This window comes from Pseudomonas sp. NPDC087612 (assembly GCF_044743505.1).
In the GTDB taxonomy this organism is placed as follows: domain Bacteria; phylum Pseudomonadota; class Gammaproteobacteria; order Pseudomonadales; family Pseudomonadaceae; genus Aquipseudomonas.
Genome location: NZ_JBIUWO010000007.1, coordinates 239258 through 259915 on the forward strand (window position 1 = coordinate 239258; position 20658 = coordinate 259915).

The 20658-nt window shown below is 62.1% G+C and carries 20 protein-coding genes; 7 read left to right on the top strand and 13 right to left on the bottom strand.

The window, feature by feature from the left end; translation table 11 throughout:
* Positions 1–146: 146 nt before the first annotated feature.
* On the top strand, positions 147–710 hold the full coding sequence (locus ACIOVF_RS16665; protein ID WP_045199531.1) for a chorismate lyase: 564 nt from the start codon (positions 147–149) through the stop codon (positions 708–710).
* Complete coding sequence (ubiA, locus tag ACIOVF_RS16670) at positions 710–1597, top strand: 4-hydroxybenzoate octaprenyltransferase (protein ID WP_045199529.1); 888 nt, start codon at positions 710–712, stop codon at positions 1595–1597. The genes ACIOVF_RS16665 and ubiA overlap by 1 nt, the downstream gene beginning before the upstream one ends.
* Before the next feature lie 61 nt (positions 1598–1658).
* On the opposite strand, the gene ACIOVF_RS16675 is transcribed toward ubiA, so the two are convergent.
* Complete coding sequence (locus tag ACIOVF_RS16675) at positions 1659–2033, bottom strand: hypothetical protein (RefSeq protein ID WP_045199527.1); 375 nt, start codon at positions 2031–2033, stop codon at positions 1659–1661.
* A 146-nt stretch (positions 2034–2179) separates the two neighbouring features.
* On the opposite strand from ACIOVF_RS16675, the gene phoB reads away from it, so the two are divergent.
* The 3 genes from phoB (at position 2180) to ACIOVF_RS16690 (ending at position 5749) form a co-directional block, all read left to right on the top strand.
* Positions 2180–2869, top strand: a complete 690-nt coding sequence (gene phoB / locus ACIOVF_RS16680; RefSeq protein ID WP_010225936.1) for a phosphate regulon transcriptional regulator PhoB — start codon at positions 2180–2182, stop codon at positions 2867–2869.
* Between the two features lie 115 nt (positions 2870–2984).
* Positions 2985–4295, top strand: a complete 1311-nt coding sequence (gene phoR, locus ACIOVF_RS16685) for a phosphate regulon sensor histidine kinase PhoR (protein WP_093377956.1) — start codon at positions 2985–2987, stop codon at positions 4293–4295.
* A 113-nt stretch (positions 4296–4408) separates the two neighbouring features.
* Complete coding sequence (locus tag ACIOVF_RS16690) at positions 4409–5749, top strand: hemolysin family protein (RefSeq protein ID WP_045199523.1); 1341 nt, start codon at positions 4409–4411, stop codon at positions 5747–5749.
* Positions 5750–5755: 6 nt separating this feature from the next.
* Here the strand turns inward: ACIOVF_RS16690 and ACIOVF_RS16695 are convergent, their stop codons facing one another.
* The 8 genes from ACIOVF_RS16695 to ACIOVF_RS16730 form a co-directional block, all read right to left on the bottom strand.
* The gene (locus ACIOVF_RS16695; protein ID WP_045199521.1) at positions 5756–6652 is read right to left on the bottom strand and encodes a peptidoglycan DD-metalloendopeptidase family protein; all 897 of its coding nucleotides are present in this window, start codon (positions 6650–6652) and stop codon (positions 5756–5758) included.
* A gap of 243 nt (positions 6653–6895) precedes the next feature.
* Positions 6896–7792 carry a response regulator gene (locus tag ACIOVF_RS16700; protein WP_045199519.1) on the bottom strand — a complete coding sequence of 299 codons (897 nt, stop codon included), beginning with the start codon at positions 7790–7792 and terminating at the stop codon, positions 6896–6898.
* Between the two features lie 152 nt (positions 7793–7944).
* Complete coding sequence (gene phoU / locus ACIOVF_RS16705; RefSeq protein ID WP_038997986.1) at positions 7945–8703, bottom strand: phosphate signaling complex protein PhoU; 759 nt, start codon at positions 8701–8703, stop codon at positions 7945–7947.
* Between the two features lie 121 nt (positions 8704–8824).
* Positions 8825–9658, bottom strand: a complete 834-nt coding sequence (gene pstB, locus ACIOVF_RS16710; RefSeq protein ID WP_045199517.1) for a phosphate ABC transporter ATP-binding protein PstB — start codon at positions 9656–9658, stop codon at positions 8825–8827.
* Positions 9659–9755: 97 nt separating this feature from the next.
* Positions 9756–11372: a phosphate ABC transporter permease PstA gene (gene pstA, locus ACIOVF_RS16715; RefSeq protein WP_176794310.1), complete on the bottom strand. Its 1617-nt coding sequence runs from the start codon at positions 11370–11372 to the stop codon at positions 9756–9758.
* 71 nt (positions 11373–11443) lie between these two features.
* Positions 11444–13732, bottom strand: a complete 2289-nt coding sequence (locus ACIOVF_RS16720) for a phosphate ABC transporter permease (protein ID WP_401290862.1) — start codon at positions 13730–13732, stop codon at positions 11444–11446.
* A gap of 139 nt (positions 13733–13871) precedes the next feature.
* Entirely contained in the window at positions 13872–14870 is a 999-nt protein-coding gene (locus ACIOVF_RS16725) for a phosphate ABC transporter substrate-binding protein PstS (RefSeq protein ID WP_045199510.1), read from the bottom strand.
* Between the two features lie 161 nt (positions 14871–15031).
* A complete protein-coding gene (locus ACIOVF_RS16730) occupies positions 15032–16321 on the bottom strand; it encodes an MFS transporter (protein WP_401290865.1) in 1290 nt (429 codons plus the stop codon).
* 373 nt (positions 16322–16694) lie between these two features.
* Between ACIOVF_RS16730 and ACIOVF_RS16735 the strand changes: the two genes are divergently transcribed.
* Positions 16695–17096 carry an acyl-CoA thioesterase gene (locus ACIOVF_RS16735; RefSeq protein WP_009402429.1) on the top strand — a complete coding sequence of 134 codons (402 nt, stop codon included), beginning with the start codon at positions 16695–16697 and terminating at the stop codon, positions 17094–17096.
* Between the two features lie 72 nt (positions 17097–17168).
* Positions 17169–18065 carry a D-hexose-6-phosphate mutarotase gene (locus tag ACIOVF_RS16740; protein ID WP_401290868.1) on the top strand — a complete coding sequence of 299 codons (897 nt, stop codon included), beginning with the start codon at positions 17169–17171 and terminating at the stop codon, positions 18063–18065.
* A gap of 65 nt (positions 18066–18130) precedes the next feature.
* Here the strand turns inward: ACIOVF_RS16740 and ACIOVF_RS16745 are convergent, their stop codons facing one another.
* The 4 genes from ACIOVF_RS16745 to purE all read right to left on the bottom strand — a co-directional run bounded on the left by ACIOVF_RS16745 (position 18131) and on the right by purE (position 20641).
* Positions 18131–18664, bottom strand: a complete 534-nt coding sequence (locus ACIOVF_RS16745) for a DUF3299 domain-containing protein (protein WP_045199652.1) — start codon at positions 18662–18664, stop codon at positions 18131–18133.
* Between the two features lie 50 nt (positions 18665–18714).
* Positions 18715–18963 carry a GlsB/YeaQ/YmgE family stress response membrane protein gene (locus tag ACIOVF_RS16750; RefSeq protein WP_045199503.1) on the bottom strand — a complete coding sequence of 83 codons (249 nt, stop codon included), beginning with the start codon at positions 18961–18963 and terminating at the stop codon, positions 18715–18717.
* 93 nt (positions 18964–19056) lie between these two features.
* A complete protein-coding gene (locus ACIOVF_RS16755) occupies positions 19057–20139 on the bottom strand; it encodes a 5-(carboxyamino)imidazole ribonucleotide synthase (protein ID WP_401290872.1) in 1083 nt (360 codons plus the stop codon).
* A gap of 10 nt (positions 20140–20149) precedes the next feature.
* Positions 20150–20641: a 5-(carboxyamino)imidazole ribonucleotide mutase gene (gene purE / locus ACIOVF_RS16760; RefSeq protein WP_038615995.1), complete on the bottom strand. Its 492-nt coding sequence runs from the start codon at positions 20639–20641 to the stop codon at positions 20150–20152.
* Positions 20642–20658: the final 17 nt, after the last annotated feature.

Here is a 20658-nt window from a genome sequence, read left to right on the forward strand (position 1 = left end):
AGGCATTGGAGTGGCCGCTCTCGTGAAGATTACAGTGGCGGCCATCAAAGAAAGGGCTTTGTACTGGAGCCAGGTGCCAGCATGCAAGCCGGATCGGGCAATCATGCTAAGCTCGGCGTCTCTCTGGCCTGTTATTCGATACCGCCGTGCCGTACGAAACATTGCAAGCGCCCGCTGCACTCTGGCTGCAGCACCCTGACCTGGCAGACAGCACATCGCCCACAACTCGCGACTGGTTGTACGACCAGGGCTCCCTGACCCGCCGCCTGATTCAATTATCCGCCGATCACTTTTGCGTGACACCCCTTTGCGAGGGCTGGCAACGCCTGCGCGAAGACGAATGCCAGGCCCTTGACCTGCCGTTGGGCAGCGAAGGCTGGGTGCGCGAAGTGTACTTGCGCGGCCATGGCCAGCCCTGGGTGTTTGCCCGCAGCGTGGCCGCGCGCAGCTCGCTGGAAAGTGGCGGCCTGGACATGGAAGCGCTGGGCAGCCGCTCATTGGGCGAACTGCTGTTCTGCGAACAGGGCTTTGTCCGCCGGCCCATCGAGGTCTGCCACTATCCGCAGGCCTGGCTGCCGCTGGAGCAGTGCCATGCCGGCTTGTGGGGGCGCCGTTCGCGCTTTGATCGCGACGCCTTGAGCGTGCTGGTGGCCGAGGTGTTCTTGCCTACACTGTGGATTGCCGCCGACACCCCATCGGAGACCCGCTGATGTACCTGCAGTTGCTCAAGTCGTTCAATCGCCTGCACCCCCGGGCCTGGGACTTCATCCAGCTGAGCCGGATGGACCGTCCGATTGGCATCTACCTGCTGCTGTGGCCGACCCTTTCGGCCGTCTGGATTGCCGCCAAGGGCGCGCCGACCCTGGCCAACGTGCTGATATTCACCCTCGGCGTGGTGCTGATGCGCGCTGCCGGCTGCGCCATCAACGATTTCGCCGACCGCAAGGTCGATGGCCACGTCAAACGCACTGCCGACCGCCCGCTGGCCGCCGGACGGATCAACGCCCGCGAGGCGCTGACCCTGTTTGCGGTATTGGTCGGGGTGAGTTTCTTGCTGGTGCTGTGCACCAATGCCACCACGGTGTGGCTGTCGTTCGGCGCGGTGGCGCTGGCGGCCTGTTACCCGTTCATGAAGCGCTACACCTACTACCCGCAGGTGGTGCTGGGGGCGGCCTACTCCTGGGGCATCCCCATGGCCTTCACCGCCGCCACCGGCGAGCTGCCGGCCATCGCCTGGCTGCTGTACATCGCCAACCTGCTGTGGACCGTGGGCTACGACACGTACTACGCCATGGTCGACCGCGATGACGACCTGAAAATCGGGGTCAAATCCACCGCCATCCTGTTCGGTGAAGCCGATCGGGTGATCATCCTCACCTTGCAGGTATTGTCCCTTGGCTGCCTGTTACTGGCCGGCAACCGCTTCGAGCTGGGCGGCTGGTTCCACCTGGGACTGGTGGCAGCCTTGCTGTGCTTTGCCTGGGAGTTCTGGTCGACGCGCAAGCTGGACCGCGAATCGTGCTTCAAGGCCTTTCTGCACAATCACTGGGCGGGGCTGCTGATCTTTATCGGCATCGTGCTGGATTACAGTTTCTGATTTTTTCGCGGGGCAAGCCCGCTCCTACATGTAGGAGCGGGCTTGCCCCGCGAAAAAGCCACTACGGTTTGGCGACGTGCCACACGTCCTTCATGCCATCCCCCGTGGTTTCCCCCGCCTTCTTGTCCTTGACGAAGGTGTACAGCGGCTTGCCGTCATAGGCCCACTGCATGCTGCCGTCATCACGCTTGATCTGTGTCCACTTGCCTTCGGCCTTCTCGCCATCCTTGACCATCAACGGCGGCCAGTTACTGGCACAATCACCGTTACACATGGATTTGCCACCAGCGTCCTTATCAAAGGTGTACAAGGTCATACCGTTATGGTCGACCCACATGCCATCTTTCTCCATGGCATGATGAGCCGAGGCCACTCCCGGCAGCGCCAGGGCTACTGCAGCGAATAGACCCATCCAGTTCAGCGTATGTCGTGTCATTGGATTCACCGTAATTCTCGGGAGAGGGAATTTAAGCCTAGCCCAGTAACAGAATGTTGCTGCAATGGCCCACGAGCTGTCACACGACTGCAATAATTCCGTTATCTAATGCGGGCCAAGACACCTTTAATGGAAGAGGTTTAAGCATGGTTGGCAGAAACATTCTGATCGTTGACGACGAAGCGCCAATTCGCGAGATGATCGCCGTTGCATTGGAAATGGCCGGCTATGACTGCCTGGAAGCCGAAAACTCCCAGCAGGCCCACGCCATCATCGTCGACCGCAAGCCGGACCTGATCCTGCTCGACTGGATGCTCCCGGGCACCTCCGGTATCGAACTGGCCCGCCGCCTCAAGCGCGACGAGCTGACCGGCGACATCCCGATCATCATGCTCACCGCCAAGGGTGAGGAAGACAACAAGATCCAGGGCCTGGAAGTCGGCGCCGACGACTACATCACCAAGCCTTTCTCGCCGCGCGAGCTGGTGGCCCGGCTCAAGGCCGTGCTGCGCCGCGCCGGCCCGAGCGATGGCGAAGCGCCGATCGAAGTCGGCGGCCTGCTGCTCGATCCAATCAGCCACCGGGTGACCATCGACGGCAAGCCGGCCGAAATGGGCCCGACCGAATACCGCCTGCTGCAATTCTTCATGACCCACCAGGAGCGCGCCTACACCCGTGGCCAGCTGCTCGACCAGGTCTGGGGCGGCAACGTCTATGTCGAGGAACGCACCGTCGACGTGCATATCCGCCGCCTGCGCAAGGCGTTGGGCGATGCCTACGAAAATCTGGTACAAACCGTCCGCGGCACCGGTTACCGGTTCTCAACTAAAAGTTGAGAAAGCTGCAAGCTGTAAGCCCCAAGCTGCAAGAAAGAGCAAAAGCACACGCAGATCCGCTTCAACCTTGCAGCTTGTAGCTTGCAACGTGCAGCTGATCCGCTAAGGATCCCAATTGAACCAGAACTGGCATGGCACCCTGATTCGCCACATGCTGTTGCTGATCACCGTCTGCCTGCTGGCCGGCCTGATCAGCGGCTACTATGGCTGGAGCCTGGCCCTGGGCCTGGCGATCTACCTGGGCTGGACCCTCAAGCAACTGCTGCGCCTGCACGAATGGTTGCGCCTGCACAAACCCGATGAAGCACCGCCCGATGGCTATGGCCTGTGGGGCGAGGTGTTCGACAGCATCTACCATCTGCAACGCCGCGACCAGCGCGTGCGCGGGCGTCTGCAGGCGGTGATCGACCGGGTGCAGGAGTCCACCGCCGCCCTCAAGGATGCGGTGATCATGCTCGACAGCGATGGCAACCTGGAGTGGTGGAACCGCGCCGCGGAAACCCTGCTCGGCCTCAAGACCCCGCAGGACAGCGGCCAGCCAGTAACCAACCTGGTACGTCATCCACGCTTCAAGGAGTACTTCGAGCAGGAGAACTACCTCGAACCGCTGGAGATCCCCTCGCCGATCAACGACCGCATGCGCGTGCAACTGCACATCACCCGTTACGGCAACAACGAGCACCTGATGCTGGTACGCGATGTCACCCGCATCCATCAGCTGGAGCAGATGCGCAAGGATTTCGTCGCCAATGTCTCCCACGAACTGCGCACGCCGCTGACGGTGATCGCCGGCTACCTGGAAACCCTGCTCGATAACGTCGAAGAGGTGAACCCGCGCTGGGTTCGTGCCCTGCAGCAGATGCAGCAGCAAGGCGGGCGCATGCAAACGCTGCTCAACGACCTGCTGTTGCTGGCCAAGCTGGAAGCCACCGACTACCCCTCGGACAACCAGCCAGTAGCGGTCGAGACCCTGCTGCAATCGATCAAGGGCGACGCCCAGGCATTGTCCGGGCAGCGTAACCAGCGCATCAGCCTGGAGGCGCAGCCGGGCATTCGCCTCAAGGGTAGCGAGGCGGAGCTGCGCAGCGCCTTCTCCAACCTGGTGTTCAATGCAGTCAAATACACCCAGGACGAAGGCCAGATCCGCATCCGCTGGTGGGCCGACGAGCAAGGCGCACACCTGAGCGTGCAGGACTCGGGCATCGGCATCGACCCCAAGCATCTGCCACGCCTGACCGAGCGCTTCTACCGCGTCGACTCCAGCCGTGCCTCCAATACCGGTGGCACCGGCCTGGGCCTGGCGATCGTCAAGCACGTGCTGCTGCGCCATCGCGCGCGCCTGGAAATCAGCAGCGTGCCAGGCCATGGCAGCACCTTTACCTGCCATTTCGCCCCGGTGCAGATAGCCTCGCGCCAGGCATCCTGAGCCGCCGCCCTTTAAATTTGCGCAGTCAGCCGCTACATTGGCTGACTCGCGCCAGCTAATGCTGGCATTGCTGTACTCCCTTTCTTAAAAGACGGACCCCGTAAAACTCCATCATGGACCCTTCCCCTGGTTTCAACCTCGCTGCACTTTTCGCCGATTTCGGCATGATTCTTTTTGCTCTGCTGCTGGTTCTGCTCAACGGCTTCTTTGTTGCCGCCGAGTTCGCCATGGTCAAATTGCGCTCGACCCGGGTCGAGTCGATTGCCGAGCAGCATGGCTGGCGCGGGCAGATCCTGCGCACCGTACACAGCCAGCTGGACGCCTACCTGTCCGCTTGCCAACTGGGCATCACCCTGGCCTCGCTGGGCCTGGGCTGGGTCGGTGAGCCGGCCTTCGCGCACCTGCTCGAACCCCTGCTGGCCGCCGTCGGCGTTGAATCGCCGGAAGTCATCAAGGGCATCTCGTTCTTCAGCGCCTTCTTCGTCATCTCCTACCTGCACATCGTTGTCGGTGAGCTGGCGCCCAAGTCCTGGGCGATCCGCAAGCCCGAGCTGCTGTCGCTGTGGACGGCGGTGCCGCTGTACCTGTTCTACTGGCTGATGTACCCGGCCATCTACCTGCTCAACGCCAGCGCCAACGCCATCTTGCGTATTGCCGGCCAGGGCGAGCCCGGGCCGCACCACGAACACCACTACAGCCGTGAAGAACTCAAGCTGATCCTGCACTCCAGCCGTGGCCAGGACCCTAGCGACCAAGGCATGCGGGTACTGGCCTCGGCGGTGGAAATGGGCGAGCTGGAAGTGGTCGACTGGGCTAACTCGCGGGAAGACATGGTCTGCCTCGATGCCAACGCGCCGCTCAAGGAAATCCTCGCGATGTTCCGTCGGCACAAGTTCAGTCGCTACCCGGTACTCGATGCCGAGCGCGGCGAATTCATCGGCCTGCTGCACATCAAGGACCTGCTGCTGGAGCTGGCCGATCTCGACCATATCCCCGAGTCGTTCAACCTGGCCGAGCTGACCCGGCCGCTGGAGCGCGTGTCGCGGCACATGCCGCTGGCGCACCTGCTCGAGCAGTTCCGCAAAGGCGGTGCGCACTTTGCGCTGGTCGAGGAAGCCGACGGCAAAGTCATCGGCTACCTGACCATGGAGGACGTGCTGGAAGTGCTGGTTGGCGACATCCAGGACGAACACCGCAAGGCCGAGCGCGGCATCCTCGCCTACCAGCCGGGCAAGCTGCTGGTACGCGGCGACACCCCGCTGTTCAAGGTCGAGCGCCTGCTTGGCGTGGACCTGGACCACATCGAGGCCGAAACCCTCGCCGGCCTGGTCTACGAGACCCTCAAGCGGGTTCCGGAAGAGGAAGAGCTACTGGAAGTCGAAGGCCTGCGCATCATCATCAAAAAGATGAAGGGGCCGAAGATCGTCCTGGCCAAGGTGCTCAAGCTCGATTGAGCCGCCTCAGGGGTTGCCGGCGGTAAAGTTCGGCAGCCCGCCGACGGGCTGGTTGAACTGGTAGGGTATCGACTCCAGCGCCAGCCCGACGTTGCGCTGCACCACAAAGTGCAAGTGCGGGCCGCTGCTGTTGCCGGTATTGCCGGATTTTGCCAGCGGCGTGCCGTACACCACCCGCTGCCCTTCCCTGACCACCACTGAGCCGCGCATCAGGTGCAGGTACACGCCCATGGTGCCGTCTTCGTGAAGGATGCGCACAAAGTTGCCTGACGGATGACTGCCACGGCCGCTCTGGCTGTTTTCGGTCTTGATCACCACCCCTGCCCGTGCGGCGATGATCGGCGTGCCTTCAGGCATGGCGATGTCCATGGCATAACGGCCCTTGGGCCCGAAGTGGCTGTAGCGGCCATTGGGCCCCTGGGTCAGGCGAAAGGGCCCGCCGCGCCAGGGCAATGGGTAACGGAACGCCTGTTGACGCTGGCCTGGGTTGCCCAGGGCAAAATCGAACGTGCTCTTGTAGCTCACCGGCTTGCCGGGCTGGCGGGCACTGAGCAGCGTCAGCGCCACCGTGCTGCGCGCCGGCACCACCCGCCGCACCAAACGCGACGCCCCACCCTGGACATTGCCCAGGCGCTCCAGGCGCAGCTCTACCTCGACCGGCGCGTAGGTGTCGTTACGCGCACTGAAGCGCACGCCTGCGGCAAAGCGGTTGGCCTGCAACTGCACTTGGGTTTCCAGTTGCTCAACCATCCTGTCGCCAAAGACAAACGCCCGGCCGCCGGGAATCGGTCGATCGGAATAGGACACCACGCCGTAGGCGTCGGTACTTTTGTATAGGGTCATGGCCAGCACAGGGCCGCAGGCCATGAGCAAGGCGCAGAACAGCAGCGTGCGTGCAGGCATGAGTAGTGGCTTTTTGACAGTGAGTGGTCTGTCGAAGCCTAGCAGCGGATTTTGGCGGGGGTATGGCGAGAGTGTTTCAGGGGTGTACCAGGAGACGAACGGTGCATTGATCGCCGGCAAGGCCGGCTCCTGTAGGCGCCGGCTTGCCCCGCGAAGAGGCCAGCCCAGTCAATACATCAGGTGTTGTCTGGATTGCGACCGCTGCGCGCTCGATCGCGGGCAAGGCCCGCTCCTACAGGGCCTTCAGGCCCCTGGCACGAAGTGCTTCTGCGCCGAACCGCGGGCGATCAGACGCGACAGGTAGTCGAGCTTCTGCGCATCCTGGTCAACGAACTTGAAGGTCAGTTGCAACCAGTCGCTGTCGGGTTTCGGCTCCAGCGCGGCAACCGCATGCAGGTAGCCGTTGAGGCGGGCGATCTCGGCGTTCTCGCCCTGCTCCAGGTCGAGTACCGCGCCTTCCAGAACCTGTGGCAGGGTTTCGCCACGACGCACCACCAGCAGCGCTTCCTTGAGGCTCAAGGCCTTGATCACACACGGCTGCACGCCGCTTGGCAGGCGCAGTTGGCCCTGGCCACGCCCTGCCGGCGCCGCAGCTGCAGGCTTGGGAGCGCTCACCAGGGGTTTGGCCGCGGCCACCGGGGCCACCGGGGCTGTCGGCTTGACCGTTTCGGCACGGCCGCCAGTCAGGGCGCTCAGCGAGTCGTTGGCAAACGCCGACGTCGCGCGGGTCGGCGCACTGGCCAGCAAGGTGTCGAGCTTGCCGACCTTGGTCAGGGCTTTTTTCACCTTGGTCAGCAGTTGCTCGTTGGTGAACGGCTTGCCGACGAAATCCGAGACCCCGGCCTGAATCGCCTGGACCACGTTCTCCTTGTCGCCACGGCTGGTCACCATGATGAACGGCAGGGTCTTCATCGACTCTTGCTGACGGCACCAGGTCAGCAGCTCAAGGCCGGACATTTCCGGCATTTCCCAGTCGCACAGGACCAGGTCGAAAGCCTCACGGCTTAGCAAGGTCTGGGCCTTGCGGCCGTTGACCGCATCTTCGATGACAATACCGGGGAAGTAGTTACGCAGGCACTTCTTGACCAGGTCGCGAATGAACGGCGCATCATCCACAACCAACACACTGACTTTACTCATCGCCACTCCTATTGAATCCCGACTAGCATAACGCTGACTGATGGCCATTTGCCAAACATTGGGTCACGCCGGGACTCGTTGTTTCGTTCGCGGCTGCCTCACCCGCAAACGAAAACGCCCGGCCAAGGCCGGGCGTTCATTCTCGGGCAGTCTTAGTTATCGTCAGATTTGCCCGGAACATTAGCCTTTTCGCCGCTGCGCTGAACCTCTTCCTGCATACGCTTGAGGCCCAGGTGACGGACGTCGGTACCGCGCACCAGGTAGATCACCAGCTCGGAGATGTTGCGCGCGTGGTCGCCGATACGCTCCAGCGAACGCAGCGCCCAGATCACGCTGAGAACGCGCGAGATCGAGCGTGGATCTTCCATCATGTAGGTGACCAGCTCGCGCAGCGCGGTCTTGTACTCGCGGTCGATGGTCTTGTCGTACTGGGCCACCGACAGCGCCAGGTCGGCGTCGAAACGGGCAAAGGCATCCAGGGCATCACGGACCATGTTGCGCACCTGGTCGCCGATGTGACGCACTTCAACGTAACCGCGAGGCGATTCGCCTTCTTCGCACAGCTGGATGGCGCGACGGGCAATCTTGGTCGACTCGTCGCCGATGCGCTCCAGGTCAATTACCGACTTGGAAATGCTGATGATCAGGCGCAGGTCAGACGCCGCCGGCTGACGTCGGGCCAGAATGCGCACGCACTCTTCGTCGATGTTGCGCTCCATCTGGTTGATCTGCTCGTCGACTTCGCGCACCTGCTGGGCCAGGCCCGAGTCGGCCTCGATCAGCGCGGTAACCGCATCGTTGACCTGCTTCTCGACCAGGCCGCCCATCGCCAGGAGGTGGCTGCGAACCTCTTCGAGTTCGGCGTTGAACTGCTGGGAGATATGGTGGGTAAGGCTGTCTTTATCGATCATGCTTTCGCTCCGCGAAAAAGCTTCAAGTAGCAAGCTTCAAGCTTCAAGTTTGTTCGTGTCGTTCCCGGGCTTCACGCTCGCCACTTTCTTGCAGCTTGCGGCTTGAAGCTTGCAACTGCCGCTAGCCATACCGGCCGGTGATGTAGTCTTCGGTCTGCTTCTTCGCCGGGTTGGTGAACAGCGTGTCGGTATCACCGAACTCCACCAGCTTGCCCATGTACATGAATGCGGTGTAGTCGGAGACCCGCGCCGCCTGCTGCATGTTATGGGTAACGATGACGATGGTGTACTTGGACTTGAGCTCGTAGATCAGCTCTTCGACCTTCAGCGTCGAGATCGGGTCGAGTGCCGAGCACGGCTCATCGAGCAGCAGTACTTCCGGCTCCACGGCAATGGTACGGGCAATCACCAGGCGCTGCTGCTGACCACCGGACAGGCCCAGCGCCGACTCGTGCAGGCGGTCCTTGACCTCCTCCCACAGCGCCGCACCCTTGAGCGCCCACTCCACGGCTTCGTCGAGCACGCGCTTCTTGTTGATGCCCTGGATACGCAGGCCGTAGACCACGTTCTCGTAAATGGTCTTGGGGAACGGGTTGGGCTTCTGGAACACCATGCCAACCCGGCGGCGCAGTTCGGCGACGTCTTCGCCCTTGCGGTAGATGTTGTTGCCGTAAAGGTTGATCGCGCCGTCCACGCGGCAGCCGTCAACCAGGTCGTTCATGCGGTTGAAGGTGCGCAGCAAGGTCGATTTACCGCAGCCGGACGGACCGATGAAAGCGGTCACACGCTGCTTGGGGATGTTCATGCTGACATCGAACAGCGCTTGCTTGTCGCCGTAGTACAGGCTCAGGCCAGGCACTTCGATGGCTACGGTTTCTTCAGCCAGGCGCAGGCTCTGTTTGTCGCGACCCAGGGCCGACATGTCGATACCGTGAGAATGGGTTTCATGTTGCATGATTTCACTCCGTTTGTAGCTGCATGCTTCTAGCTGCAAGCTGCAAGTTTGAGCAAAAGCGGCGTGTAGCTTGCCGCTTATGGCTAATAGCTTTCAGTCAACTGTCCAGCGCCTTGTACTTCTCGCGCAGGTGGTTACGAATCCATACCGCCGAGAGGTTCAGGGTGGCGATTACCAGCACCAGCAGCAATGCCGTGGCGTACACCAGCGGCCGCGCGGCCTCGACGTTCGGGCTCTGGAAGCCGACGTCATAGATGTGGAAGCCCAGGTGCATGATCTTCTGGTCCAGGTGCAGGTACGGGTAATTGCCGTCCACCGGCAGCGACGGCGCCAGCTTCACCACACCTACCAGCATCAGCGGCGCCACTTCACCGGCGGCGCGGGCCACGGCGAGGATCATGCCGGTCATCATTGCCGGGCTGGCCATGGGCAGGACGATCTTCCACAGGGTCTCGGCCTTGGTGGCACCGAGCGCCAGCGAGCCTTCACGGACCGTACGCGGAATCCGCGCCAGGCCTTCTTCAGTGGCCACGATCACCACCGGCACCGCCAGCAGCGCCAGGGTCAGCGAAGCCCAAAGCAGCCCCGGGGTACCCAGGGTCGGCGCCGGCAGCGCTTCGGGGAAGAACAGCCGGTCGAGCGAGCCACCCAGCACATAGACGAAGAAGCCCAGGCCGAACACGCCGTAGACGATCGCCGGAACACCGGCGAGGTTGTTCACCGCAATACGGATCAGGCGGGTCACCGGGCCCTGACGCGCATATTCACGCAGGTACACCGCCGCCAGCACGCCGAACGGGGTGACGATCACGGCCATGATCAGGGTCATCATCACGGTACCGAAGATCGCCGGGAAGATCCCGCCTTCGGTGTTGGCTTCACGCGGGTCGTCGCTGAGGAATTCCCAGACCTTGGCAAAATACACGCCCAGCTTGGTGAAGATACCCATGCCGTTCGGCTGGTAGGCATGCACCACCTTGCTCAGGTTGATTTCCACCTCACGACCATTACCGTCCTTGGCCACCAGGCTGTCGCGGCCGAAGTCCTGGTGCAGGCCTCCCAGACGCTCTTCGATGGCCTTGTAGCGGTTGTTCAGCTCGGCGCGCTCGGCTTCGATATCGGCCTGGGCAGCGGCGTCCAGCTTGCCGTCCAGCTCCAGCTTGCGGGTCTGCAGGCGCAGACGCTCAAGACCGTAGTTGATCGCACCGATGTCCTTCTTCTCGAGCTTCTGCAGCTCGCCGGCCAGCTTGTCGGCACGCTTGAGGCGATCTTGCAGCTCGCGCCAGGCCGCCTGGCCTTCGGCGACGACCTTGCCGTTTTCCTTGACGCTGACCAGGTAGCCATAGAAGTTGCCCCACTCGCGGCGCTCCAGGGCGATCAGGTCGACCGGCTTGTGCTGGTCGGTCAGCCATTCGCCGACCACCCAGGTGAAGTCGCTTCCGTTGAGGTCGCGGTTACCGACCTTGATCAGCTCGCGGGTCATGAACTCCGGGCCTTCATCAGGCACCGGCAGGCCGGCACCTTTCAAACGGGCACGGGGTACCTCTTCCTTCTGCACCACTTCGCCAACGACGATGTGGTTGGCCTGGCCAGGCACGTTGTAGCTGGCTTGCAGCAGGTCGGCCGGCCAGAAATGGCCCAGGCCGCGCACGGCGATCACGGCGAGCAGACCGATGGTCATGATCACCGCGATGGCGACCGCGCCACCGCTCATCCAGACGCCGGGGGCGCCGCTCTTGAACCAGCTTTTGAGGGAATCCTTTTTCACGGATCGCTACCTTTCTATCAAAGCGACGAGTATTTCTTGCGCAGACGCTGGCGAATCAGCTCGGCCAAGGTGTTCATCACGAAGGTGAACATCAGCAGCACCAGCGCGGCGAGGAACAGCACGCGGTAGTGACTGCCACCGACTTCCGACTCGGGCATCTCCACCGCAACGTTGGCCGCCAGGGTGCGCATACCTTCGAACAGGTTCATTTCCATGACCGGGGTGTTGCCGGTGGCCATCAGCACGATCATGGTTTCACCCACCGCGCGGCCCATGCCGATCATCAGCGCCGAGAAGATCCCCGGGCTTGCGGTCAGGATGACCACGCGGGTCAGGGTCTGCCATGGCGTGGCACCGAGTGCCAGCGAACCCAGGGTCAGGCTGCGCGGCACGCTGAACACGGCGTCTTCGGCGATCGAGTAGATGTTCGGGATCACCGCAAAACCCATGGCGATACCGACCACCAGGGCGTTGCGCTGGTCGTAGGTGATACCCAGGTCGTTGGTAATCCACAGGCGCATGTCACCGTCGAAGAACCAGGTCTCGATGAACGGGCTCATGTACAGGGCGAACCAGCCGGTGAAGAGGATCACCGGGATCAGGATCGCCGCTTCCCAGCCATCCGGAACCCGCAGGCGCAGCGACTCGGGCAGGCGGCTCCAGGCGAAGCCGGCGACCAGAATGCCCAGCGGCATCAACAGGAACAGGCTGAACACACCCGGCAGGTGGCCTTCAAGGAACGGCGCCAGGAACAGGCCGGCGAAGAAGCCGAGAATCACCGTCGGCATCGCCTCCATCAGTTCGATCACCGGCTTGACCTTGCGGCGCATGCCCGGGGCCATGAAGTAGGCGGTGTAGATGGCGGCGGCAATGGCCAGCGGCGCAGCGAGGATCATCGCGTAGAACGCGGCCTTCAAGGTACCGAAGGTCAGCGGGGACAGGCTCAGCTTGGGTTCGAAGTCGGTGTTCGAGGCGGTCGACTGCCAGACATACTTGGGCTCGTCGTAGTTCTCGTACCAGACCTTGCTCCACAGCGCGCTCCAGGACACTTCCGGGTGCGGGTTCTTCAGGGTCAGCGGCAGCAGCTTGCCGCCTTCTTCGATGATGATGCGGTTGGCCCGTGGCGACAGCGCCAGAATGCCCGCGCCTTCAGCAGCCGGCTCGACCAGCAGGGTACGGTGCGCGGTGCTGTGGAACACACCGAGCTCGCCGTCAGCGTCGAGGGCAACGAAGCCCTTGCGGCGCTCTTCGGCATCGATCTGCACCACCGGCGCCTTGCCCATCTGGAACTCGCGAATGCGCTTGAAGCGCTGCTCGCCATCCGGGTCGCGGGCCATGAACCACTGGGCCAGGCCACCTTTGGAGTCACCGATGATCAGCGAGATACCGCCCACCAACTGAGTGCTGGCGGTGACTTCGGCATTGCCGTCGTCGAGCAACTTGTAGCGGCCGTTGAGGCTCTTGTCGCGCAGGCTGAAAACATCAGCCTGGGCACGACCGTTGATTACATACAGCCACTGCTGGCGCGGGTCGATGAAAATGGCTTTGACCGCTTCGGTCATCTGCGGCAGCTCGATACGGCTCTGCTCGCTGGTGACTTCGCCGGTCATCATGTTCTCTTCGCGGCTCAGCGACACCACCTGCAGGTGCGCACCGGTGGAACCGGCCACCACCAGGGTCTCGCCATTGACGTTGAGGCTGACATGCTCCAGCGCCCGGCCCTGGTCATCCAGGGCGAAGGACTCCTGGCCATAGGGGAAGTCGATGGCCGGAGTGATGGTTTTCTTGTTGTCCGGGTAGGTGATCTTGTAGCTGTGGCTGAACACCAGCGCCTGGCCATTGGACAGGCCCAGCACCACCAGCGGGTTACCCGGCTGATCGGCACCGATCGAGGTCACCTGGGTGCCAGCCGGCACCGGCAGTTCGACGCGCTTGAGCTCGGCACCGCTCTTGGTGTCGAAGAACAGTGCCTGGCCCTTGTCGGAAACCCGCATGCCGACCAGGTTCTGCTCTTCCAGGGCGATCATCAGCGGCTTGCCGGCGTCCTGCTGCAGCCAGGTCGGCTCCAGGGCCTTCTTGCTGGTCAGGGTAGCGCCCTGGAACAGCGGTACGACCACATAGGCCAGGTAGAAGAAGATCAGGGTAATGGCTGCCAGCACGGCAAGCCCGCCCACCAGTACATACCAGCGGGTCAGGCGATCCTTGAGCGCACGCATGCGCCGCTTGCGTTGCAGTTCGGGCGTATTGAAGTCAATCCGCACGGGGGGAGAATTTTGGGTCATGGTGGAGTTGGCCAGATCATTCATGCGCACACCCTAGCGGTCCCGTATGACAAAAACATGACAATGCAGTGACGCAAAAAAGCCCGCCGCGCAGATACCCCTGGCAGCGGACTCGCAATGAGTGGCGAGACCGGGACAAAACCCGCCCCCGCCGGTCCTTCAGTTACTTCTTCGCAACGTTGCCGTTGTGATTCAGGCCCAGGTCAGCCAGGGCTTTATCAACCACTTTGGCTGGCAGCGGGATGTAACCATCCTTCACCACCACTTGCTGGCCGGCTTGCGACAGCACCAGCTTGACGAACTCGGCTTCCAGCGGGGCCAGAGGCTTGTTCGGCGCCTTGTTGACGTAGACGTAGAGGAAGCGCGACAGCGGGTAGGTGCCGTTCAGGGCGTTGGCTTCGTTGTCTTCAACGAAGGCACCGCCTTCTTTCTTGGCCAGGGCTACAGTCTTGACGCTGGCGGTTTTGTAGCCGATGCCCGAGTAACCGATGCCGTTCAGCGAGCTGCTGATCGACTGCACGACCGAAGCCGAGCCAGGTTGTTCGTTGACGTTAGGCTTGAAGTCGCCTTTGCACAGGGCTTCTTCCTTGAAGTAGCCGTAGGTGCCGGACACCGAGTTACGGCCGAACAGCTGCACTGGCTTGTTGGCCAGGTCGCCGGTCACGCCCAGGTCACCCCAGGTTTTCACGTCGGCCTTGGCGCCGCACAGGCGGGTCGAAGAGAAGATTGCATCGACCTGGGCCATGGTCAGGCCTTTGATCGGGTTGTCCTTGTGTACGAATACGGCCAGGGCGTCGACGGCAACCGGGATGGCGGTTGGCTTGTAGCCGTACTTCTGTTCGAAGGCCTGCAGCTCGACGTCCTTCATCTTGCGGCTCATCGGGCCGAGGTTGGCGGTGCCTTCAGTCAGCGCGGGTGGCGCGGTGGAGGAGCCGGCAGCCTGAATCTGGATGTTGACGTTCGGATATTCCTTTTTGTAGGCCTCGGCCCACAGGGTCATGAGGTTGGCCAGGGTATCGGAACCGACGCTGGAGAGGTTGCCCGACACACCGGTGGTCTTGGTGTAGGTCGGAATAGCAGGGTCAACAGCGGCAACCGCATTGGCGGTGGCAACGCCAGCGGCGACGAAAGTCAGGGCCGCCATCAAACGCTTCAGTTTCATGCCTTGCTCCTAGCAGGAATTGGGGTGAGATGGATCGGGCCCAAGTATCTGCAGGCCGTATGACTACTCTATGAATCGAATGTGACAATTAGATGAAAGGCCATCACCGGCGAGCGGTGATGGCCTTTTCAAAATGTTGCGAGGTTTGATTTAGAGCGGTTTCAGCGCTTTTTCGCGGTCAGATAAATACCCACCAGCAGACCAATGGTGCAGATACCAGCAACGTAATAAGCCGGCGCCATCGGGCTGAACTTGAGCATCGCGGTGACGGCCATCGGCGTCAGGCCGCCGAAGATCGCGTAGGCCAGGTTGTAGGAAAACGACAGGCCACTGAACCGAACTACAGGCGGGAAGGCTTTAACCATGACATACGGCACGGCGCCGACGATGCCGACACACAAGCCGGTCAAGGCATACAACGGGAACAGCCACTCGGGGTGGGTAGGCAGCGTGTGATAGAAGGTCCAGGAGGTCGCCAGCAGCGCCAGGCTGCCAACAATGAACACCCGCCCGGCGCCAAAACGGTCGGCCAGCGCGCCGGTGCCGATGCAACCGAGGCTGAGCAGGACGATGGCCAGGCTGTTGGCCTTCAGCGAATCGGTCGGACTGACCTGATAAAGGCTCTGCAGCAGCGCCGGGGTCATCAGGATCACCACGACAATGCCGGCCGACAGCAGCCAGGTCAGCAGCATCGACAGCACGATGGCGCCACGGTGGTCGCGCAATACCGCGCGCAGCGGCACTTCTTCGGCCAGCGCCTTGCGCGCCTGCATCTCGGCAAACACCGGGGTTTCGTGCAGCCAGCGGCGCAGATAGACCGCGAACAAGCCAAACACGCCGCCGAGCAGGAACGGAATACGCCAGGCGTAATCGGCCACTTCCTGCTGGCTGTAAACCGTGTTGATCAGCGTCGCCACCAGCGAACCGAGCAGAATCCCGGCAGTCAGCCCCGCCGTCAGCGTGCCGCAAGCGTACCCGGTGTTGCGCGCCGGCACGTGCTCGGAGACGAACACCCAGGCGCCCGGCACTTCACCGCCAATCGCTGCGCCCTGGATCACCCGCATCACAAGCAACAGGATCGGAGCCCACAGGCCGATCTGCGCGTAGGTCGGCAGCAAGCCCATGATCAGGGTCGGCACCGCCATCATGAAGATGCTCAGGGTGAACATCTTCTTGCGCCCCAGCAGGTCGCCGAAGTGGGCCATGACGATGCCGCCCAGCGGCCGCGCCAGGTAGCCGGCGGCAAAGATGCCAAACGTTTGCATCAAACGCAGCCATTCAGGCATTTCGGCGGGAAAGAACAGCTTGCCGACCACCGTGGCGAAGAACACGAAGATGATGAAATCGTAGAACTCCAGCGCACCGCCCAGGGCGGAAAGCGACAAGGTCTTGTAGTCACTGCGGGTCAGCGGCCTCGAAGGCTGCGCGATACTGCCGGGCACGGAGGTCATAGGTCTCTCTTGTTTGGCATTTCTTATTGGGGGTGCAGGCCGCCTGGCACGCGGGTTTGGGCCTGGGCAGCCTGGAAAGATAGCAAATTGGCAGAAAAAGCACATAGCAGTACAAATTCAATACAAGTATTCATGACTGCATGGTCGTCGCTGCGCTTTCGGCTCTATATACTGGCCGCTTGTAGGAAAGGGTTGCGCCTTCTGAAGGATGTTGTGCGAAAACGCCGCTAGGTATGCTTAGTCGGTTTCGCAGAGTTTCCCTTCGCCGCCTGGCAAAGCGAAAGCAGCGTAGAATAGTTGTGCTGAATCGTTTTTCGAGGCGTCTGTCATAGCGCCAACCAACGAAGCGTCATGGGTCAGAGGCACCCCCGGCATGATTGAACTCGAACAAGAAGATCCTATCCCGCAAGGCGACCTGGCCTTGCAGATCACCGCATTGCCCCGTGAAACCAACGGTTTCGGCGATATCTTCGGCGGCTGGCTGGTCGCCCAGATGGACCTGGCCGGTACCGCCATGGCCAGTCGCGTTGCCGGTGGCCGGGTAGCTACCGTGGCCATCGATCGCATGGCATTCCTGGTGCCGGTGGCAGTCGGCGCGCAATTGTCCTTCTATACCCAGACCCTGGAAATCGGCCGCAGCTCAATCCAGATGATGGTCGAGGTGTGGAGCGACGACCCGCTGTCCAGCGAGTGGCGCAAGGTGACCGAAGCGGTATTCGTGTTCGTCGCCATCGACGGCAGCGGGCGCACCCGCTCGGTTCCTCCTCGTCGCTGAGACCGCTGCGCGGTAAACTCGAAGGTATGCAAGCGGTCCAAGGCCGTACGGCAAACCTACGAGATAAAGCGCATGTCCACACCCAAGGTCGAATCCGAAAAGCACGGCGAGCTCAATTGCTGGCGCATCACCAGCGACACGGCTGAATTGCTGGTCGCCCAGCAAGGCGCGCAGGTGCTCAGCTATCAGCGGCTCGGCGAGCCACCTTTGCTGTGGCTCAGCGAACAGGCCATCTTCAGGCAGGGCAAGTCCGTGCGCGCCGGGGTTCCGGTGTGCTGGCCCTGGTTTGGCATTTTCAAGCGCAACCCCGATGCCGTGCAGGCCATGTATCGCGCTGAAGACGGCCCGGCCCATGGCCTGGTGCGCGGTCGTGACTGGCAATTGCTGGGCATCGCCGTGAAGGACGGCAATGTAACAGTCGAATTCACCCTGCCAGAGGCCAAAGGCGACCTACCCGGCTGGCCACACATCGTTGAGCTCAAGCTGACCATCGTCATGGGCGAACAGCTGAGCATCACCCTCTCCAGCTATAACCTCGACAACGTCCCGGTCACCCTCAGCCAGGCGCTGCACAGCTACTTCGCGGTCAGCGATGTGCGCGAGGTCCAGGTCGAAGGTGTCGATGGTCTGAACTACATCGAAACCCTGGCCAACTGGGAGCAGCGCCAGCAGCAAGGCGCGCTGAGCTTTGCCGGTGAAACCGACCGCATTTATCTGCAGGCGCCCGAGCAACTGAGCATCGTCGACCCGGCCTGGAACCGTCGCGTGGTGATAACGGCCCAGGGTTCGCGTACGGCAGTGATCTGGAACCCCTGGACCGAGCGTGCCGCTGAGTTGCCGGACATGGCCGACGATGGCTGGCAGCGCATGCTCTGCATCGAGACCGCGAACGTGTGGGACGATGTGGTGACACTGGCGCCTGGGGCAACCCATTCGCTGAGTCTGAAAATCGATAGCGAACAGCTGTAGATCACTATCGCGGGGCAAGTCCGCTCCCACAGTATCCGGTGGGAGCAAGCTTGCCCCGCGATCATTCAAAGATCGGCGTCTTCCACCACCCGCACCTTGGCTGCATCCATTGCATAGGCCGCATCCGCCAGGTCATTGCTGACCGTCTCCACCTTCAACGTACCGTTGACCCACAGCGGCGTGTAGATATCGTCGAGCTTCAAGCCCTTGGGATAGCGCACCAGCACCAGCTGGTTCGGTGGTGGCGGCGGCACGTGGATGCAGGCGCCGGGGTAAGGCACCAGGAAAAACAGCGTACTGTTGCCCTTGGCGTCGGTTTCCAGCGGCACCGGATACCCGCCCAGGCGGATGTGCTTGCCATTCATGGCGGCCACGGTCTTGGTCGAATACATCACCGCCGGCAGGCCCTTGCTCTGCTTGAGGCCACCTTTTTCGCTGAAGGTGCCCATGGCTTCCGGGGAGTTGTGGTCGATTTCGGGCATCTGCTCGAGGGCTTTCTGGTCCGACTTGGGCATCAGCTCCAGCCAGTCGGTTTCCGGCAACTCAGCGCGGGCCAGGCCGCTCAGCAGTAATAGAGAAAGCAGTAATACACGGCGCATGAAAAAGCTCGGCAACGAAGGAATTCGGTGCCGAGCATTCTAGCCTGCCGTCAGCTCTTTTTGACGACCAGCCCGTAGATCACCAACAGGATAATCGCGCCCACCAGCGCGCCGAGGAAACCTGCACCCTCTCCAGCCTGATAGATGCCCAGCGCCTGGCCGCCGTAGGTCGCGGCGAGCGAACCGGCAATGCCCAGCAGAATGGTCATGATCCAGCCCATGCTGTCGTCGCCAGGCTTTAGAAAGCGTGCCAGCAGACCGACGATCAGGCCGATGAAGATGGTTCCGATGATACCCATGGCAATCCCTCTGAGTTGAATGGCGCATGCCAAAGCCTAGTCAGCGCTTTGGCATCCTGCCATCAGAGGGACAGCGGGGCGGGAAGGTTCCCTTCAGCCCTTGATCAGGGCTTCGACTTGCTGGATTTTTTGCTCCAGGGTCGTCAGGTCGTCGCAGCGCAGAGTGGCGTGGCCAACCTTGCGACCGACCTTGAAGGCCTTGCCGTAGTGGTGCAGGTGGCATTCGTCGATGGCGATCACCTGGTCGACTGCCGGCACTTCGCCGATGAAGTTGAGCATGGCGCTTTCGCCGACCTTGGCGGTCGAACCCAGCGGCAGGCCGGCAACGGCGCGCAGGTGGTTCTCGAACTGGCTGCACTCGGCGCCTTCGATGGTCCAGTGCCCGGAATTGTGCACCCGCGGGGCGATCTCGTTGGCTTTAAGGCCGCCATCGACTTCGAAGAACTCGAAGGCCAGCACACCGACGTAGTCGAGCTGCTTGAGCACGCGGCTGGCGTAGTCTTCGGCCAGGCCCTGCAGCAGGTGGTCTTCGCTGGCTACCGAGAGGCGCAGGATTCCGTTCTCGTGGGTGTTGTGCACCAGCGGGTAGAAGCGGGTTTCGCCATCGCGTGCACGCACGGCGATCAGCGACACTTCGCCGGTGAACGGCACGAAGCCTTCGAGCAGGCACGGCACGCTGCCCAGTTCGGCGAAAGTACCCACAACATCTGCGGCAGTTCGCAGCACTTTCTGACCTTTGCCGTCATAACCCAGGGTGCGGGTCTTGAGCACGGCAGGCAGGCCGATGCTGGCAACGGCGGCCTCCAGGTCGGCTTGCGACTGGATATCGGCGAAGGCCGGGGTGGGAATGCCCAGGTCCTTGAACATGCTCTTTTCGAACCAGCGATCGCGGGCGATACGCAGCGACTCGGCGCTCGGGTAGACCGGCACGAACTGCGAAAGGAAGGCCACGGTTTCTGCCGGGACGCTTTCGAACTCGAAGGTCACCAGGTCAACTTCGTCGGCCAACTGCCGCAGGTGGTCCTGGTCACCGTAATCGGCGCGCAGGTGCTCGCCCAGGGGCGCCGCGCAGGCGTCCGGAGCCGGGTCGAGGAAAGCGAAGTTCATGCCCAGCGGAGTACCTGCCAGGGCCAACATGCGGCCCAGCTGGCCGCCACCGATTACACCGATTTTCATGCTTTTGACCTCAAGCCTGGCGCGGATCTGGATTGTCCAGAACGTTGTCTGTCTGCTCAGCGCGGAACTGTTTGAGCACAGTGTGGAACTGCGGGTGCTTGGCGCCGAGGATGCTCGCCGAGAGCAGCGCGGCGTTGATCGCGCCAGCCTTGCCGATCGCCAGGGTGGCAACCGGAATGCCGGCCGGCATCTGCACGATCGACAGCAGCGAATCGACACCCGAGAGCATCGACGACTGCACCGGTACGCCCAGCACCGGCAGGTGGGTCTTGGCCGCGCACATGCCTGGCAGGTGGGCAGCGCCACCGGCGCCGGCGATGATCACCTCGATGCCACGGCCTTCGGCCTCTTCGGCATACTGGAACAGCAGGTCCGGGGTACGGTGGGCAGAGACCACCTTGACCTCGTAGGGAATGCCGAGTTTTTCCAGCATATCGGCGGTGTGGCTAAGGGTGGACCAATCGGACTTGGAGCCCATGATCACGCCAACCAGTGCACTCATCGTCGAGCCTCTTCTCT

What these genes read in the sequence shown, in the direction of transcription:
- ubiA (WP_045199529.1), top strand. Translation starts at nt 710, where the DNA reads ATGTACCTGCAGTTGCTCAAGTCGTTCAATCGCCTGCACCCCCGGGCC.
- ACIOVF_RS16675 (WP_045199527.1), bottom strand. Translation starts at nt 2,033, where the DNA reads ATGACACGACATACGCTGAACTGGATGGGTCTATTCGCTGCAGTAGCC.
- phoB (WP_010225936.1), top strand. Translation starts at nt 2,180, where the DNA reads ATGGTTGGCAGAAACATTCTGATCGTTGACGACGAAGCGCCAATTCGC.
- ACIOVF_RS16690 (WP_045199523.1), top strand. Translation starts at nt 4,409, where the DNA reads ATGGACCCTTCCCCTGGTTTCAACCTCGCTGCACTTTTCGCCGATTTC.
- ACIOVF_RS16695 (WP_045199521.1), bottom strand. Translation starts at nt 6,652, where the DNA reads ATGCCTGCACGCACGCTGCTGTTCTGCGCCTTGCTCATGGCCTGCGGC.
- ACIOVF_RS16700 (WP_045199519.1), bottom strand. Translation starts at nt 7,792, where the DNA reads ATGAGTAAAGTCAGTGTGTTGGTTGTGGATGATGCGCCGTTCATTCGC.
- phoU (WP_038997986.1), bottom strand. Translation starts at nt 8,703, where the DNA reads ATGATCGATAAAGACAGCCTTACCCACCATATCTCCCAGCAGTTCAAC.
- pstB (WP_045199517.1), bottom strand. Translation starts at nt 9,658, where the DNA reads ATGCAACATGAAACCCATTCTCACGGTATCGACATGTCGGCCCTGGGT.
- pstA (WP_176794310.1), bottom strand. Translation starts at nt 11,372, where the DNA reads ATGAGCGGTGGCGCGGTCGCCATCGCGGTGATCATGACCATCGGTCTG.
- ACIOVF_RS16720 (WP_401290862.1), bottom strand. Translation starts at nt 13,732, where the DNA reads ATGAATGATCTGGCCAACTCCACCATGACCCAAAATTCTCCCCCCGTG.
- ACIOVF_RS16725 (WP_045199510.1), bottom strand. Translation starts at nt 14,870, where the DNA reads ATGAAACTGAAGCGTTTGATGGCGGCCCTGACTTTCGTCGCCGCTGGC.
- ACIOVF_RS16730 (WP_401290865.1), bottom strand. Translation starts at nt 16,321, where the DNA reads ATGACCTCCGTGCCCGGCAGTATCGCGCAGCCTTCGAGGCCGCTGACC.
- ACIOVF_RS16735 (WP_009402429.1), top strand. Translation starts at nt 16,695, where the DNA reads ATGATTGAACTCGAACAAGAAGATCCTATCCCGCAAGGCGACCTGGCC.
- ACIOVF_RS16740 (WP_401290868.1), top strand. Translation starts at nt 17,169, where the DNA reads ATGTCCACACCCAAGGTCGAATCCGAAAAGCACGGCGAGCTCAATTGC.
- ACIOVF_RS16745 (WP_045199652.1), bottom strand. Translation starts at nt 18,664, where the DNA reads ATGCGCCGTGTATTACTGCTTTCTCTATTACTGCTGAGCGGCCTGGCC.
- ACIOVF_RS16750 (WP_045199503.1), bottom strand. Translation starts at nt 18,963, where the DNA reads ATGGGTATCATCGGAACCATCTTCATCGGCCTGATCGTCGGTCTGCTG.
- ACIOVF_RS16755 (WP_401290872.1), bottom strand. Translation starts at nt 20,139, where the DNA reads ATGAAAATCGGTGTAATCGGTGGCGGCCAGCTGGGCCGCATGTTGGCC.
- purE (WP_038615995.1), bottom strand. Translation starts at nt 20,641, where the DNA reads ATGAGTGCACTGGTTGGCGTGATCATGGGCTCCAAGTCCGATTGGTCC.